Source organism: Rathayibacter sp. AY1H3, assembly GCF_002932015.1.
Genome location: NZ_PSUU01000046.1, coordinates 12065 through 27007, shown reverse-complemented (window position 1 = coordinate 27007; position 14943 = coordinate 12065). Strand labels below are relative to the sequence as shown.

Below are 14943 nucleotides of genomic sequence, written 5' to 3'. Positions count from 1 at the left end.
GACCGCGACCACACCCGCCCCAACACCTTCGGGCCGGCGTCGCTCTTCGAGCTGGCGGACGTCCTCCTGGCGCAGAAGGAGCGCGCCTCGCGCGGCGAGATCCAGGCGGTCGGCATCACCGGCAAACCGTTCATCCTCGCCGCGGGAGCCGACCTCAGCAAGGTCGGGGCCATCCCGAGCCGTGAGCTCGGCCGCCAGCTGGCGCGCCTGGGCCACCGCACGCTGGGGATGCTGGCCGAGCTGGGCGTGCCGTCCTTCGCCTTCATCAACGGCCTCGCCCTGGGCGGCGGCACCGAGATCGGCCTGAACGCCGACTACCGCACGGTCGACTCCTCCATCCCCGCGCTCGGGCTCCCCGAGGTCTTCCTCGGCATCATCCCCGGCTGGGGCGGCGCGTGGCTCCTGCCGAACCTGATCGGCATCGAGAACGCCCTCAAGGTCGTGGTCGAGAACCCGCTCAAGAACAACCGCACGCTCAAGGGCCAGGAGGTGTTCGACCTCGGCATCGCCGACGCGATCTTCCCGCCCGCCGCCTTCCTCGAGGACTCGCTCCGCTGGGCCGACGGCGTGATCGGCGGCTCCGTGAAGGTGGAGCGGCCGAACGCACCCGGCAAGCTGGAGCGGCTGGTCAAGTGGGACGTCGCGATCTCGATCGCTCGCAAGCAGCTGGAGTCGCGGATCGGCACGGTCGCGGCGTCTCCGTACCGCGCGCTGGAGCTTCTCAAGGCCGCGAAGAACACCACCCGCGAGGAGGGCTTCGCCGCCGAGGACGAGGCGCTGGCCGACCTGATCTCGGGCGACCAGTTCCGCGCGAGCATCTACGCGTTCGATCTGGTGCAGAAGCGCGCCAAGCGTCCCGCGGGAGCGCCCGACAGGGCGCTGGCCAAGCCCGTCACCAAGGTCGGGGTCGTCGGCGCGGGCCTCATGGCCTCGCAGTTCGCGCTGCTCTTCCTCCGCCGCCTCCAGGTGCCGGTGGTCATCACCGACCTCGACCAGGAGCGGGTCGACAAGGGCGTCGCGGGCATCCGCGCCGAGATCGATGCGCTGCTGGCGAAGGGGCGCGTCTCTCCCGACGACGCGAACCGCCTCCGGGCGCTGATCACCGGCACGACCGATCGCTCCGACTTCGCCGACGCCGACTGGGTGATCGAGGCGGTCTTCGAGGAGCTGTCGGTGAAGCAGGAGGTCTTCGCCGACATCGAGCGCTACGTCTCGCCCACGGCGGTGCTCGCGACCAACACCTCGTCCCTCTCTGTCGAGCGCATCGGCGAGCGGCTGGAGCACCCGGAGCGCCTCGTCGGCTTCCACTTCTTCAACCCGGTCGCGGTCATGCCGCTGATCGAAGTGGTCCGGACGCCGCACACCGACGACGAGACCCTCTCGACGGCGATGGTCACCGCCGCGAAGCTCAAGAAGAACGCCGTCATCACGCGCGACACCCCGGGCTTCGTGGTGAACCGCGTGCTGGCGAAGGTCTTGGGCGAGGCGATGCACGCGGTCGACACGGGCACTCCCTTCGAGATCGTCGAGCAGTCGCTGGCTCCGTTCGGCCTGCCGATGACCCCGTTCGAGCTGCTCGAGCTGGTGGGCCTCAAGGTCGGCGCGCACGTGCTCGACACCCACCACGCCGCGTTCCCCGACCGCTTCTTCGACAGCCCCAACCTGCACCGCCTCGCCGAGCTCGGCCACGTCTTCGAGCGCGACGCGAAGGGGCGGGTGAAGGGCGTCGACAAGCGCGCTGTCGCGATCGTCTCCGGCGGCACGGAGCCGATGACGGCCGAGCAGCTGCGGCTGCGCGTCGAGACGGGTCTCGCGGACGAGGTCAAGCGGATGCTGGACGACGACGTCGTGCACGCCGCGGAGGACATCGACCTCTGCCTGATCCTGGGCGCGGGCTACCCGTTCCAGATGGGCGGGCTCACGCCCTACCTCGACCGGGTCGGCGCGAGCGAGCGGGCGTTTGGGGACACGTTCCACCACCCCGCGATCCGCGGCGTCGACTGACGCGGAGTGCCGTGACGCGGAAGGGGCGCCGGATCGGATCCGGCGCCCCTTCCGCGCGTCGCCTGAGGGACGGGTCCCGACGGCCGATCAGTCGCTGCGGGCGTCGTCCCGGGCCTCGACCTCGTCCGGGAGCGGACGGGCGACCGGGATCTTGCTGCCCAGCACCTGCGCGACGACGTCGCGAGCGATGTGCTGGGGAGTGAGTCCGACGTCCTCGAGGATCTCCTCGCGCTTGGCGTGGTCGAGGAACTGGTCGGGCAGCCCGAGCTCGGTCACCGCGGTGTCCACGCCGGCCTCGCGCAGGTCCTGGCGGATGCGCGTGCCGATCCCGCCGACGCGCACCCCGTCCTCGATCGAGACGACGATGCGGTGCTCGCGGGCGAGCTCGATGATGCTGGTGGGCACGGGCACGACCCAGCGGGGGTCGACGACGGTGGCTCCGATGCCCTGGGCCGCGAGCCGCTGAGCGACCTCGAGACCCATCGCGGCCATCGGCCCGACCGTGACCAGCAGCACGTCCTTGCGCTCGGCGCGGGCGAGCACGTCGACCCCGTCGCCGAGCCGCTCGACGGCGTCGATCTCGTCGCCGACGCTCCCCTTCGAGAAGCGCACCACGGTCGGCGCGTCGGTGACGCCCACGGCCTCGCGCAGCTCCTCGCGCAGACGCACGGAGTCGCGCGGAGCGGCGAGGCGGATGTTCGGGACGACCTGCAAGATCGCCAGATCCCACATGCCGTGGTGGCTCGGACCGTCGGGCCCGGTGACTCCGGCGCGGTCCAGTACGAAGGTGACGCCCGCTCGGTGCAGTGCGACGTCCATCAAGACCTGATCGAAGGCGCGGTTCACGAAGGTGGCGTACAGCGCGACGACCGGATGCAGCCCGCCGAAGGCGAGACCGGCGGCCGAGGTCACGGCGTGCTGCTCCGCGATGCCGACGTCGAAGACGCGCTCCGGGTACTTCTCCGCGAGGCGGTCGAGACCGACGGGCCGGAGCATGGCGGCCGTGATGCCGACGATCGTCGGGTCCTCGTCGGCCAGGGTGACGATCTCCTCGGCGAACACCGAGGTCCACGATCGGGCCCCGGCCGCGCTCAGCGGCTCGCCCGTCTCGGGGTCGATCTGCCCGACGGCGTGGAACTGGTCGGCGAGGTCGTGCACGGCCGGACCGAAGCCCTTGCCCTTCTGGGTGATCGCGTGGACGATGACCGGCTGGCCGTAGTCCTTCGCCTGCTGGAGGGCCTCCTCCATCGCCGTCAGGTCGTGTCCGTCGATCGGCCCCAGGTACTTGATGTCGAGGTTGGAGTAGAGCGCCTCGTTGTTGATGAAGCGGCTGAGGAAGCCGTGGAGCCCGCCGCGCACGCCGCGGTAGACGGCGGCGGCGGGGCCGCCCAGCCGCTCCGAGACGGCCCGGGAGCCGCGGTGCATCGTGCGGTAGGTCGGCCGCGTGCGGACGCCGTTGAGGAAGCGGGCCATGCCGCCGATGGTCGGGGCGTAGGAGCGCCCGTTGTCGTTGACCACGATGACGAGCCCGCGGGAATTGTCGTCGCTGATGTTGTTCAGCGCCTCCCAGGTCATGCCGCCGGTGAGGGCGCCGTCGCCCACGACCGCGACGACGTGGCGGTCGGTCTGACCGGTCATCGTGAAGGCGCGGGAGATGCCGTCCGCCCAGGACAGCGAGCTGGAGGCGTGCGAGCTCTCGACGATGTCGTGCGGCGACTCCCTCCGCTGCGGGTAGCCGGCGAGGCCGCCGCGCTGCCGCAGCTTCGAGAAGTCCTGGCGACCGGTGAGCAGCTTGTGGACGTATGACTGATGGCCGGTGTCGAACACGATCGCGTCGTGCGGCGAGTCGAAGACGCGGTGGATCGCGATGGTCGTCTCGACGACGCCGAGGTTCGGCCCCAGGTGGCCGCCGGTCTTCGAGACCTCGCGCACGAGGAAGTCGCGGATCTCCTGCGCCAGCGTCTCGAGCTCGGCCGCGGTCAGGCGATCGAGATCGCGAGGACCGCCGATGGTCTCGAGAACAGCCATGCGCGCCGCCTTCCGGGGTCGTGAGCGAGGTGGGGACGTCTCCCGAGTCTACGCACGGGGCCCCCGGGAACGCGTGTGCGCCTCCCCCGCAGGGAAGGCGCACACGCTCTGCGGCTGATCTAGACGAGCGAGCGCAGCACGTACTGCAGGATGCCGCCGTTGCGGTAGTAGTCCGCCTCACCGGGGGTGTCGATGCGGACGACCGCGTCGAACTCGACGGTCCGCTTGCCCTCGGCCGAGTGCTCGGTCGGCTCGGCGACGACGTGGACCGTCTTGGGGGTGACGCCCTCGTTCAGCTCCTCGATGCCCGAGATGCTGATCGACTCGGTGCCGTCCAGGCCCAGCGACTCCCAGCTCTCGCCCGCGGGGAACTGCAGCGGGACGACGCCCATGCCGATGAGGTTCGAGCGGTGGATCCGCTCGAAGCTCTCGACGATGACCGCCTTGACGCCCAGCAGGCTCGTGCCCTTGGCCGCCCAGTCGCGCGACGAGCCGGAGCCGTACTCCTTGCCGCCCAGGATGACGAGCGGGGTGCCCTCGGCCTGGTAGTTCTGCGACGCGTCGTAGATGAACGACTGCGGGGCGTCCGGCTGGGTGAAGTCGCGGGTGTAGCCGCCCTCCACGCCGTCGAGCAGCTGGTTGCGCAGGCGGATGTTCGCGAACGTGCCGCGGATCATCACCTCGTGGTTGCCGCGGCGCGAGCCGTAGGAGTTGTAGTCCTTGCGGTCGATGCCGTGCTCGTCGAGGTAGCGGCCGGCGGGGCTGTCGGCCTTGATCGAGCCGGCGGGGCTGATGTGGTCGGTCGTGACGGAGTCGCCGAGCTTGGCGAGCACGCGGGCACCGGCGATGTCGGTGACCGGGGTCGTCTCCATCGTCATGCCGTCGAAGTACGGGGGCTTCCGCACGTAGGTCGACGACTCGTCCCACTCGAAGATCGAGCCCTCGGGGGTCTGCAGCGCGCGCCAGCGCTCGTCACCGTCGAACACGCCCGCGTACTGCGTGTCGAACATCGACTTGTCGATCGACGAGTCGATCGTCGCCTGCACCTCGGCCGCGTCGGGCCAGATGTCCTTGAGGAACACGTCGTTGCCGTCGGAGTCGGTGCCGAGCGCGTCGACCTCGAAGTCGAAGTTCATCGAGCCGGCGAGCGCGTAGGCGATGACGAGCGGGGGGCTCGCCAGGTAGTTCATCTTCACGTCCGGGTTGATGCGGCCCTCGAAGTTGCGGTTGCCCGAGAGCACGGCGGTCACGGCGAGGTCGTTGTCCTGCACCGCGGCCGAGATCTCCTCGAGCAGCGGGCCGGAGTTGCCGATGCAGGTCGTGCAGCCGTAGCCGACCGTGTAGAAGCCGAGCGCTTCGAGCGACTCGGTCAGGCCGGCCTTCTCGTAGTAGTCGGTGACGACCTTCGATCCGGGCGCCAGCGTGGTCTTGACCCACGGCTTGGCCTTCAGGCCCTTCTGCGCCGCGTTGCGGGCCAGCAGGCCGGCCGCGAGCATGACGGACGGGTTCGACGTGTTGGTGCACGAGGTGATCGCCGCGATCGCGACGGCGCCGTGATCGATCGTGAAGGTCCCGCCCTCGCCGAGCTCGACCGTGGTCGGCTTGGAGGCGGTCGACGGCGCGTGCGAGCGGTGGGTGTGCTCGTGGCTGCTGTGCTCGTCCTGCGGCTGCAGCTCTCCGGGGTCGGAGGCGGGGAACGACTCCGCGATGGTCAGGTCGACGATGTCGTGCGAGACGTCCGCGTAGTTGGTGAGATCCGACTCGAACTGCGTCTTGGCGGACGAGAGCTCGATCCGGTCCTGCGGGCGCTTCGGGCCGGCGATCGAGGGGACGACGGTGCCGAGGTCGAGCTCGAGGTACTCGCTGAAGACCGGCTCGACCGCGGGGTCGTGCCAGAGCTTCTGCAGCTTGGAGTACTGCTCGACGAGGGCGATCTGCTCGTCGCTGCGGCCGGTGAGGCGCAGATAGTCGAGGGTCACGTCGTCGATGGGGAACATCGCGGCGGTGGAGCCGAACTCGGGGCTCATGTTGCCGATGGTGGCGCGGTTCGCGAGCGGCACCGCGGCGACGCCTGCCCCGTAGAACTCGACGAACTTGCCGACCACGCCGTGCTTGCGCAGCATCTGCGTGATGGTGAGCACGACGTCCGTCGCGGTCACGCCGGTCGGGATCGAGCCTGTGAGCTTGAAGCCTACGACCTTCGGGATGAGCATCGAGACGGGCTGGCCGAGCATCGCGGCCTCGGCCTCGATGCCGCCGACGCCCCAGCCGAGCACGCCGAGGCCGTTGACCATCGTCGTGTGCGAGTCGGTGCCGACGCAGGTGTCGGGGTAGGCGCGCAGCGCGCCGCCCACCTCGCGGGTCATGGTGACGCGGGCGAGGTACTCGATGTTGACCTGGTGCACGATGCCGGTTCCGGGCGGGACGACCTTGAAGTCGTCGAAGGCGGTCTGGCCCCAGCGGAGGAACTGGTACCGCTCGCCGTTGCGCTCGTACTCGAGCTCGACGTTGCGCTCGAGCGCGTCCTCGGTGCCGAAGAGGTCGGCGATGACGGAGTGGTCGATGACCATCTCGGCGGGCGCGAGCGGGTTGATCCGGTTCGCGTCGCCGCCCAGGGCAGCGACGGCCTCGCGCATGGTGGCGAGGTCGACGATGCAGGGCACGCCGGTGAAGTCCTGCATGACCACGCGGGCCGGCGTGAACTGGATCTCGGTGTCGGGCTCCGACTCCGGGACCCACTCGCCGAGGGCGCGGATGTGGTCGGCGGTGATGTTCGCGCCGTCCTCCGTGCGGAGGAGGTTCTCGAGCAGCACCTTGAGGCTGAACGGGAGCTTCTCGTGACCGGGGACCCGGTCGATGCGGAACACCTCGTAGTCGGTCGAGCCGACCTTCAGGGTGTCTTTCGATCCAAAGCTGTCTACCGCGGACACGTCGCCCTCTCCTTCGCTGACTGCAGCGTCCGCCGACGGGCGGAGCCGCTCTCCGTCCTCATCTTGACGACCGCGCACAGCGGCCTGCCACCAAGGAGGACCTAACTCCTCGACGCCGAGGCGCCCGGACGACCTCGCCGCGACGGCGCGGGGAGGCGAGCGCTATTTATCTCGACGTCGAGACAATTCTATGCACGATCCGGAGCATCGCCCGCATCGGCGCGCTCGTCGGCTCCGCGGTACTCGGCCCGGACGGCGAGCACGGTGAGCACCAGCAGCGGCGCGTACAGGGGCAGGCCCAGCGCCAGCTTCCAGATGCCCAGCGCCGTGGTGTCCTCGGCGAGGAACAGCGGGTACTGCACGGCCAGGCGCAGGAGGAAGAGCCCCGCCCACGCGAGGGTCAGGGCGCCGAAGAGGCGGCGCTTGCGCCGATCGGATCGCCAGGCGGTGCCGTCCCCCATCAGGAAGCCGGCGGCGACGCCGATCAGGGGCCAGCGCACGAGGACGGAGAGGAGGAAGACGAGCCCGTAGACGAGGTTGGTGAGCAGCCCCAGGGCGAAGTTGTCGACGCCCCGCCCGGTGAACAGCGCCAGTGCGGCCGAGACCACCACGGCGAGCAGTCCGCCGACGGCCTGGATCACCGGCGTCCGGCCGAGCACCCGCGCCACCGTGAACGCCACGGCGAGCCCGACGGAAGCGACCAGCGAGAGCACGAGCTCCGAGGTGACCGTGTAGAGCAGGACGAAGGCTATGCCGGGCACGACGGCCTCGAGGATCCCCCGGACGCCGCCCATGGTGCGCAGCAGCGCCTTCCCGTCGAACGGCTCGCCGTCGGCGACCGCGCCGAGTCCCGAGCGGCGGGCGGCCTGCGCGATCGCGTCGCCGACCTCGGGCCGGACCGGCTCCTCCGATCGGGCCGGGTCCTCGGGCCGCACCGGCTCCATGCCGGTCAGCTCGCGCTCTGCTGGGTCTGGCTGCCGGTCGGCACCTTCAGCGGGATCAGGTCGCGCGGAGGCATCGGGCCGCTGCCGCGGACCACGACGATGCTGCGGAAGAGCTCCTCGACCGAGGCGGCCGCCTGCTCGTCGACGGCTCCGGCTCCGGCGATCACGCCGCGGAGGAACCAGCGCGGACCGTCGACGCCGACGAACCGGGCGACGCGGGTCTGGCCGCCGGCGATCGGGAGCTCGGCGACGAGCTCCGGACCGAAGACGCCGTCGCGCTCCGTCGTCGATCCGCCTTGACGGCCGATCTGCTCGGCGATCTGGCCGCGGATCTCGTGCCAGAGGCCCGAGGAGCGCGGCGCGGAGAAGGGCTGCACCTGCAGCGTCGACCCGGCGTAGTCGAGGCCGACGGCGATGACGCGCTTGGTCCCCTCCTCGACCTCGAGGCGGATGTGCATGCCCTCGCGGGGAAGCACCTTCACCCCGCCGAGGTCGATGTAGGGGCGGACCGGGTTGGCCTCGCGCTCGTCCAGGGGCCCGGCCTCCGCGCGGTCCTCCGGTGCCGACTTCTCGAAGTCCTGCTGGACGGGCTCGGCGGCCTCGCCGGCCGTGGGCTGGATGTCGCTCATGCGCTCTCCTCGTGGATTCTGGTCTCCTGGGCGCCGGCGGCGTACCCGGTGGATCCGAAGCCGCCCGTGCCGCGGACCGACTCGGGAAGCTCGTCGACGGCCGTGAATCTCGCCTGGACGACGGGGACGATCACGAGCTGCGCGATCCGGTCCCCCGCCGAGACGCGGTACGTCTCGCGGCTGTCGGTGTTCAGCAGCGCCACCCGGATCTCGCCGCGGTAGCCCGCGTCGATCGTTCCGGGGGCGTTGACGACGGTGATGCCGTGCCTGAAGGCCAGCCCGCTGCGGGGGACGACGAAGCCGGCGTGGCCCTCCGGGAGGGCGACGGCCACCCCTGTGCCGACGGAGGCGCGCTCACCGGGGGCGAGCACCACGTCCTCCGTCGAGTGGAGATCGGCTCCCGCGTCGCCCGGACGGGCGTAGGAGGGGAGCCGGTCCGCGGTGATCGGGACGTCGACGGTTGCAGGCACGTGACGAGGGTAGACCAAACGTCTGATCCAATAGGGTCATGCCGTCCTACCGAGAGAGGCTGTGGCCCGCGCCCTGGCTCTTCGTCGCCACCGCCCTCGTGATCCCCGCCAGCATCCTGGTGTTCGCGCCCATCGACTTCGCGGTGGGGGTGATCGTCGCGGTCGTTCTGTACGCGGGCTGCGTGCTGTCGCTGCTGGCGCTCTCCCCCGTGATCGAGGTGGCGGAGGGGGAGCTGCGCGCCGGCCGCGCGCACATCCCGCTGGACCTCGTGGGCGAGCCGTCCTCCCACTCGGGGGACCAGGCGTTCGCCGAGCGCGGTACGCGCCTGGACGCGCGGGCGTACCTGGTCATCCGCGGCTGGGTGAAGGAGGTGGTGCGGGTCCCGATCGAGGATCCGGCCGACCCGACGCCGTACTGGCTGGTCTCCACTCGCCGCCCGGACGACATCGTCGCCGCGATCCGGGGATCACGGCGACGGAGCGGTCGTCCTTCGGAGCCGGGAGGCGCTTAAGCGGCGCACTCCAGGCAGATCGGTCCGAGCTTCTCCTCGTGGTCGATCTGCGAGCGGTGCTTCACGAGGAAGCAGCTCACGCACGTGAACTCGTCCGCCTGGGGCGGAAGGACCACGACGTCCAGATCGAGGTCGGACAGATCGGCACCGGGCAGTTCGAATCCGCCCGGGTTGTCGGCGTCATCGACGTCGACGACTCCGGACATCTTGTCGGGGACTCGCTCCTTCAGGGCCTCGATCGACTCGGAGTCGTCATCGGTCTTGCGGGGGGCGTCGTAGTCCGTAGCCATTCCCATCCACTTCTTATTTCTGCTGTTCAACAAATCGGCGGGGTCAGTGTGCATCACGACGCATCGATTCGCAAACCACCTCGAACGGCTCTTGACACCCGCTCGCCCCGCCTCCTTCCGCACCAACTTTCGACCCGCCCGGGGTATTCCCGGCCGATCGCCCGGGCGCGTGGCATCCTTGCCCGGTCCGCGTCCAGAAGGAGGGTCCCCACGATGATGGAACTGAAGGTGATCGGCGTCGAGGGCGGATCGCTCGTCCTCGTGTCCGAGGGCGGCGAGCGCTTCTCGGTCCGCATCGACGAGACGCTGCAGAGCCAGCTGCGGCCCCGGGTCCACACCCTCCCGCCGCGCGAGAAGCGCGTCTCCCCCCGTGAGATCCAGGCCCACATCCGCTCCGGGCTCTCCGCCGAGGAGGTCGCCGAGCTCACGGGCGCCGACCTGGGCTACGTCCAGCGCTTCGAGGGACCCGTCACGGCCGAGCGCGAGCACATCGTCGCGTCCGCCCTCGCCGTGCGCGTCTACACGACCACCGACCCCGATCCCCTCGAGGAGGGCACGCCCTTCGGCGACGTCATCCGCGACCGCCTCGCGTCGCTCGGCGCCGAGGGCGAGCAGTGGTCGAGCTGGAAGGAGGAGGAGGGCTGGGTCGTCAAGCTCCTCTTCCGCTCGGACGAGATCGACCACGACGCCCGCTGGCGCTTCGACCCGCGGAAGGCGCTGCTGTCGCCGCTGACCTCCGAGGCGATCACGCTCTCGCAACAGGGCGAGATCCGGCCGACCCTCATCCCGCGCCTGCGCGCCGTCATCCCTGCAGCCGTCGACGAGCTCGCCACGCGCTTCGACACGGAGTCCGCGGAGGCGCCGAGCCGCTCCGCCCGGGCCGACCACCCCACCGCCGGCCGCCCCGCCGCGATGCCGCACGCGCGGCCGGCCGCCGTCCGCCCCTCCGACACGGAGCCGCAGCCGGCCCTCTCCGAGACCCCGCGCCCGATCTCGACGCTCCCCCGCCCCGTCACGAGCACGACGGAGCAGCGCGAGCGCAACCTCAACGACACCGCCGACCTGCTCGACGCCCTGCGGCGCCGCCGGGGCGAGCGCGATCACGCCTCGAGTCTCCGCGTCCGCGAGGAGCCGGAGCCCGAGGCCGAGGCCGCTCCTCCCGTCGAGAAGGCACCGGAGCCGCCGCGCACCGCTCCCCCGGTCCCCGAGCAGCCGTCGGGCGTGCGCGGGAGCCTCCGCAGGGGGCGGGCGTCGATGCCGAGCTGGGACGAGATCGTCTTCGGAGCGCGTAGCGACGACTGACCCTCCGCCGGCGCGGCTCCGCCGGGGTGGACGGTGCCCCCCCGTCCCCTCGGCCCGGCTCAGGCCAGCGCGCCGAAGCGGAGGAGCGGCACCTGCGTCTCCTCCGGCGTGAGCGACCCGTGCTGCCCGATCATGGAGCGGCCGGAGGAGTCGTCCGCCGCGTAGTAGGCGATGGTCCTCCGCGCCGCGACGAACACGTCGCCCATCCGCTCGGCCGCCGCCGGAGAGACCTCGCCGAACCAGCCGCTCGCGGCGACCTCGTCGTGCGTCGCGATCCAGGCGCGTGCGCCCTCCGCCGCGGTCCAGCGCCGCGCCACCTCGTCGGGGTCCACACCCGGCTCGAGGTGCAGCTGCAGGCAGCGGGGCTCTCCGCCGAGGTGCCGGACGCCCTCGAGCAGCGGTCCCCGCTCGACGAGCACGTGCGAGGACGCCGGGACGTCCACGATGCCGTGGTCGGCGGTGACCAGCACGCTCTCGCGGGCGGAGAGCCCGCGGACCGCTCCGCCGACCTCCCCGTCCAGGAGCTCGAGCGCTGCCGTCCACTCCGGCGACTCCCAGCCGCGCGCGTGCGCCGCCTGGTCGAGCTCGGGGACGTAGAGGTACACGAGCTGCCGGCCGCCCTCGTCGAGCAGGGCGCGCGCCGCCGTGAAGCGCTCGGCGACGCCGCCGGCGGAGTGGTACTCGGCGCCGCGCAGGATCGCCCGCGTGAGACCGGAGCGGGCGTACCGCGCGGGGCCGATCACTCCGGCCCGGACACCGGCGGCCGAGGCCTGCTCGAAGACCGTGGGGTGGGGCTGCCACGTCTCGGGCACCATGCCCTCGTCCCAGCCGGAGAGCTGGTTGACCAGGCGGTCGGAGGCGCGGTCGAGCACGCGGTAGCCGACCATCCCGTGCCCGCCCGGGCGCAGGCCCGTCGTCAGGCTCGCCAGGGCCGCCGCGGTGGTCGTCGGGAAGCCCGAGACGAGCGTGGTGCCGCGGTTGAGGGCCGGAGCGAGCGTGCGCGAGTGGCCCCCGCGCTGGCGGAGGTTCGCGGCACCCAGGCCGTCGACGAGGACGACCACGATCCGCTCGACGCGGGGCGAGCCGAAGAGGCCGGGGCGGCCCAGGAGCGCGTCGAGGGCGCCCGGCAGGACGTCGGCGAGGCTCCGCCGCCCGTCGGGGGCTGGCGGTAGCATGTGGGTCATCGCGCCCAGTTTCGCACAGCGCCGCCGTCCCCGCCGGGCCGGTGCGGCGGAGCGTCCGCGTGAACGGGAGGGCCGGTCCCGTCCGCGGGGCGCCGTCTCCGCTCCGCCCGTCCCGTCGAGCGCCGCAGGGCGGTGCAGTCCCCCGCCGCCGCCCCGCGCCCGCCACCGAATCGAGTCATGAACGCTGCAGCCCCCTCCTCCGGATCCTCGCTCACCGAGCGCATCGAGGACGTCGACGTCTCGGCCGAGATGGAGGGGTCCTTCCTCGAGTACGCGTACTCGGTCATCTACTCGCGGGCCCTGCCCGACGCCCGCGACGGCCTCAAGCCGGTGCAGCGCCGGATCCTCTACATGATGAGCGAGATGGGGCTGCGGCCCGATCACGGCCACGTGAAGTCGGCCCGCGTGGTCGGCGAGGTGATGGGCAAGCTGCACCCGCACGGCGACGCCTCGATCTACGACTCCCTCGTCCGCCTCGCCCAGCCGTTCACGATGAGGGTCGCCCTCGTCGACGGGCACGGCAACTTCGGCTCCCTCGACGACGGCCCGGCCGCGGCCCGCTACACCGAGGCCCGCCTCGCCCCGGCCGCCACGGCCATGACCGAGCACCTCGGCGAGGACGTCGTCGACTTCGTCCCGAACTACGACAACTCGCACGACCAGCCCGAGGTCCTCCCCTCCGCGTTCCCGAACCTGCTGGTCAACGGGGCCAGCGGCATCGCCGTCGGCATGGCGACGAACATGGCGCCCCACAACCTCGTGGAGGTGATCGGGGCGGCCCGGCACCTGATCGCCCATCCCGACGCGTCCCTGGACGACCTGATGTCGTTCGTCCCCGGACCGGACTTCCCGAGCGGTGGCACGATCGTCGGCCTCGCCGGCGTGCGCGACGCCTACGCGACCGGCCGGGGCGGCTTCAAGACCCGCGCGCGCGTCTCGGTCGAGAGCATCACCGCGCGCAAGTCCGGCCTGATCGTCACCGAGCTGCCCTACCTCGTCGGCGCCGAGAAGGTCATCGACAAGATCAAGGACGGCGTCCAGAACAAGAAGCTCAGCGGCATCTCGGACGTCACCGACCTGACGGACCGGGACAACGGCCTCCGGCTCGTCATCGGGATCAAGACCGGCTTCAGCCCGGAGGCCGTCCTCGAGCAGCTCTACCGCTACACGCCCCTCGAGGACGCGTTCTCGATCAACAACGTCGCGCTGGTCGACGGCGGCCCGCGCACCCTCGGCCTGAAGGAGCTGCTGCAGGTCTACATCGGCCACCGGGTGCAGGTCGTCACCCGGCGGACCCGCTACCGACTGCGCAAGCGCCAGGAGCGGCTGCACCTGGTCGAGGGCCTGCTCATCGCGATCCTCGACATCGACGAGGTCATCCAGCTGATCCGCGGGAGCGACGACACCGCGGCGGCGCGGGCCCGGCTGATCGAGGTCTTCGACCTCAGCACCCTGCAGGCCGACTACATCCTCGAGCTCCAGCTCCGCCGCCTCACGAAGTTCTCGCGCATCGAGCTCGAGACCGAGCGCGACACCCTCCTCGCCGAGATCGCCGAGCTCGAGGCCCTCCTCGCCAGCCGCTCACGGATCGACGAGCTGGTCTCGGACGAGCTCGACGAGGTCGCCCAGCGCCTCGGGACCCCGCGGCGCACCCTGCTCACCGAGGCGCGTCCCTCCGTCGCCACCACCGGGCGGAAGGCCGCCGCGGTGCTCGAGATCGCGGACGTGCCCTGCCGGGTGCTGCTGAGCACCACCGGCCGCATGGTGCGGGTCGACCGCGACCCCGAGGCCGCTCCCCACCCCGAGCGCGCCACGCGCCGCTCGAAGCACGACGCCGTCCTCAGCGTGCTCGACACGACCAGCCGGACGGAGATCGGCGCGGTCACCAGCGCCGGTCGGCTCCTCCGCTTCTCGCCGGTCGACGTGCCCGCCGTCCCCTCCTCCTCGGTGCAGCTGGGCGCGGGCGTGCGCATGAGCGACTACCTCCCGCACCTGGCGAAGGACGAGCGGGTGCTCGCGCTCGTCGCCCTCGACGACGAGCGGCCGATCGCGCTCGGCACCCAGCAGGGCGTCGTCAAGCGCGTCGCGCCGGGCGAGCTGCCCAACCGCCCGGACATCGAGCTCATCGCCCTGAAGCCGAAGGACGCCGTCGTGGGCGCGGCCGCGTCGGGTGAGGAGGACGAGCTGGTCTTCGTCACCGGCGAGGCCCAGCTGCTGCGCTTCCCCGCGTCCGCCGTCCGCCCTCAGGGCCGGACCGCCGCGGGGATGGCCGGGGTCAAGCTGGCCGAGACCGACGACGTCGTGCACTTCGCCGTCGTCGCCGCCGAGGACCGGGACGAGGCCGTCGTCGCGACGGTCGCCGTCGACAGCTGGGCCCTCTCGGGGACCGACACCGGTAGTGCGAAGGTCTCGCCGTTCTCGGAGTTCCCCGCCAAGGGCAGGGCCACCGGCGGAGTCCGTGCGCAGCGCTTCCTCAAGGGTGAAACCGCCCTCGGAGTGGCGTGGGTCGGCCCCGGTCCCGCGCACGCGCTCGAGGCCGACGGCTCGGTCGCCGCGCTGCCCGACTCCGGGATGAAGCGCGACGGCTCCGGCGTGGCGCTCGCGGCGCCGATCGCGACGATCGGAGCGGCGCCCGAGGTGTTCTGAGCCC

The 14943-nt window shown here is 71.7% G+C and carries 11 protein-coding genes; 4 read left to right on the top strand and 7 right to left on the bottom strand.

Annotated features, from left to right (window positions below):
- Nucleotides 1-2004, top strand: a 2004-nt coding sequence (locus tag C5C33_RS15280; RefSeq protein WP_104261529.1) for a 3-hydroxyacyl-CoA dehydrogenase NAD-binding domain-containing protein, incomplete at its 5' end; no start/stop codon positions are given.
- A gap of 87 nt (nt 2005-2091) precedes the next feature.
- On the opposite strand, the gene dxs is transcribed toward C5C33_RS15280, so the two are convergent.
- The 5 genes from dxs to dut all read right to left on the bottom strand — a co-directional run bounded on the left by dxs (nt 2092) and on the right by dut (nt 9005).
- Complete coding sequence (dxs, locus tag C5C33_RS15275; protein ID WP_104222098.1) at nt 2092-4032, bottom strand: 1-deoxy-D-xylulose-5-phosphate synthase; 1941 nt, start codon at nt 4030-4032, stop codon at nt 2092-2094.
- Between the two features lie 119 nt (nt 4033-4151).
- The gene (gene acnA, locus C5C33_RS15270; RefSeq protein WP_104232571.1) at nt 4152-6962 is read right to left on the bottom strand and encodes an aconitate hydratase AcnA; all 2811 of its coding nucleotides are present in this window, start codon (nt 6960-6962) and stop codon (nt 4152-4154) included.
- 188 nt (nt 6963-7150) lie between these two features.
- Complete coding sequence (locus tag C5C33_RS15265) at nt 7151-7906, bottom strand: DUF3159 domain-containing protein (RefSeq protein WP_104225233.1); 756 nt, start codon at nt 7904-7906, stop codon at nt 7151-7153.
- A gap of 5 nt (nt 7907-7911) precedes the next feature.
- On the bottom strand, nt 7912-8535 hold the full coding sequence (locus C5C33_RS15260; RefSeq protein WP_104248032.1) for a DUF3710 domain-containing protein: 624 nt from the start codon (nt 8533-8535) through the stop codon (nt 7912-7914).
- A complete protein-coding gene (dut, locus tag C5C33_RS15255) occupies nt 8532-9005 on the bottom strand; it encodes a dUTP diphosphatase (RefSeq protein WP_104222105.1) in 474 nt (157 codons plus the stop codon). The genes C5C33_RS15260 and dut overlap by 4 nt, the downstream gene beginning before the upstream one ends.
- Nucleotides 9006-9043: 38 nt before the next feature.
- Here dut and C5C33_RS15250 point away from each other — a divergent pair, with 38 nt between their 5' ends.
- Nucleotides 9044-9517 carry a DUF3093 domain-containing protein gene (locus C5C33_RS15250; protein WP_104261528.1) on the top strand — a complete coding sequence of 158 codons (474 nt, stop codon included), beginning with the start codon at nt 9044-9046 and terminating at the stop codon, nt 9515-9517.
- Here the strand turns inward: C5C33_RS15250 and C5C33_RS15245 are convergent.
- Complete coding sequence (locus C5C33_RS15245) at nt 9514-9807, bottom strand: DUF4193 domain-containing protein (RefSeq protein WP_055792269.1); 294 nt, start codon at nt 9805-9807, stop codon at nt 9514-9516. The genes C5C33_RS15250 and C5C33_RS15245 overlap by 4 nt on opposite strands.
- 213 nt (nt 9808-10020) lie before the next feature.
- On the opposite strand from C5C33_RS15245, the gene sepH reads away from it, so the two are divergent.
- Nucleotides 10021-11109: a septation protein SepH gene (sepH, locus tag C5C33_RS15240; protein WP_104232567.1), complete on the top strand. Its 1089-nt coding sequence runs from the start codon at nt 10021-10023 to the stop codon at nt 11107-11109.
- Between the two features lie 59 nt (nt 11110-11168).
- Here sepH and C5C33_RS15235 read toward each other — a convergent pair whose 3' ends face one another.
- Nucleotides 11169-12293 carry an alkaline phosphatase family protein gene (locus tag C5C33_RS15235; RefSeq protein ID WP_258069268.1) on the bottom strand — a complete coding sequence of 375 codons (1125 nt, stop codon included), beginning with the start codon at nt 12291-12293 and terminating at the stop codon, nt 11169-11171.
- Nucleotides 12294-12470: 177 nt separating this feature from the next.
- Between C5C33_RS15235 and C5C33_RS15230 the strand changes: the two genes are divergently transcribed.
- On the top strand, nt 12471-14939 hold the full coding sequence (locus tag C5C33_RS15230; protein ID WP_104261526.1) for a DNA topoisomerase (ATP-hydrolyzing) subunit A: 2469 nt from the start codon (nt 12471-12473) through the stop codon (nt 14937-14939).
- Nucleotides 14940-14943: the final 4 nt, after the last annotated feature.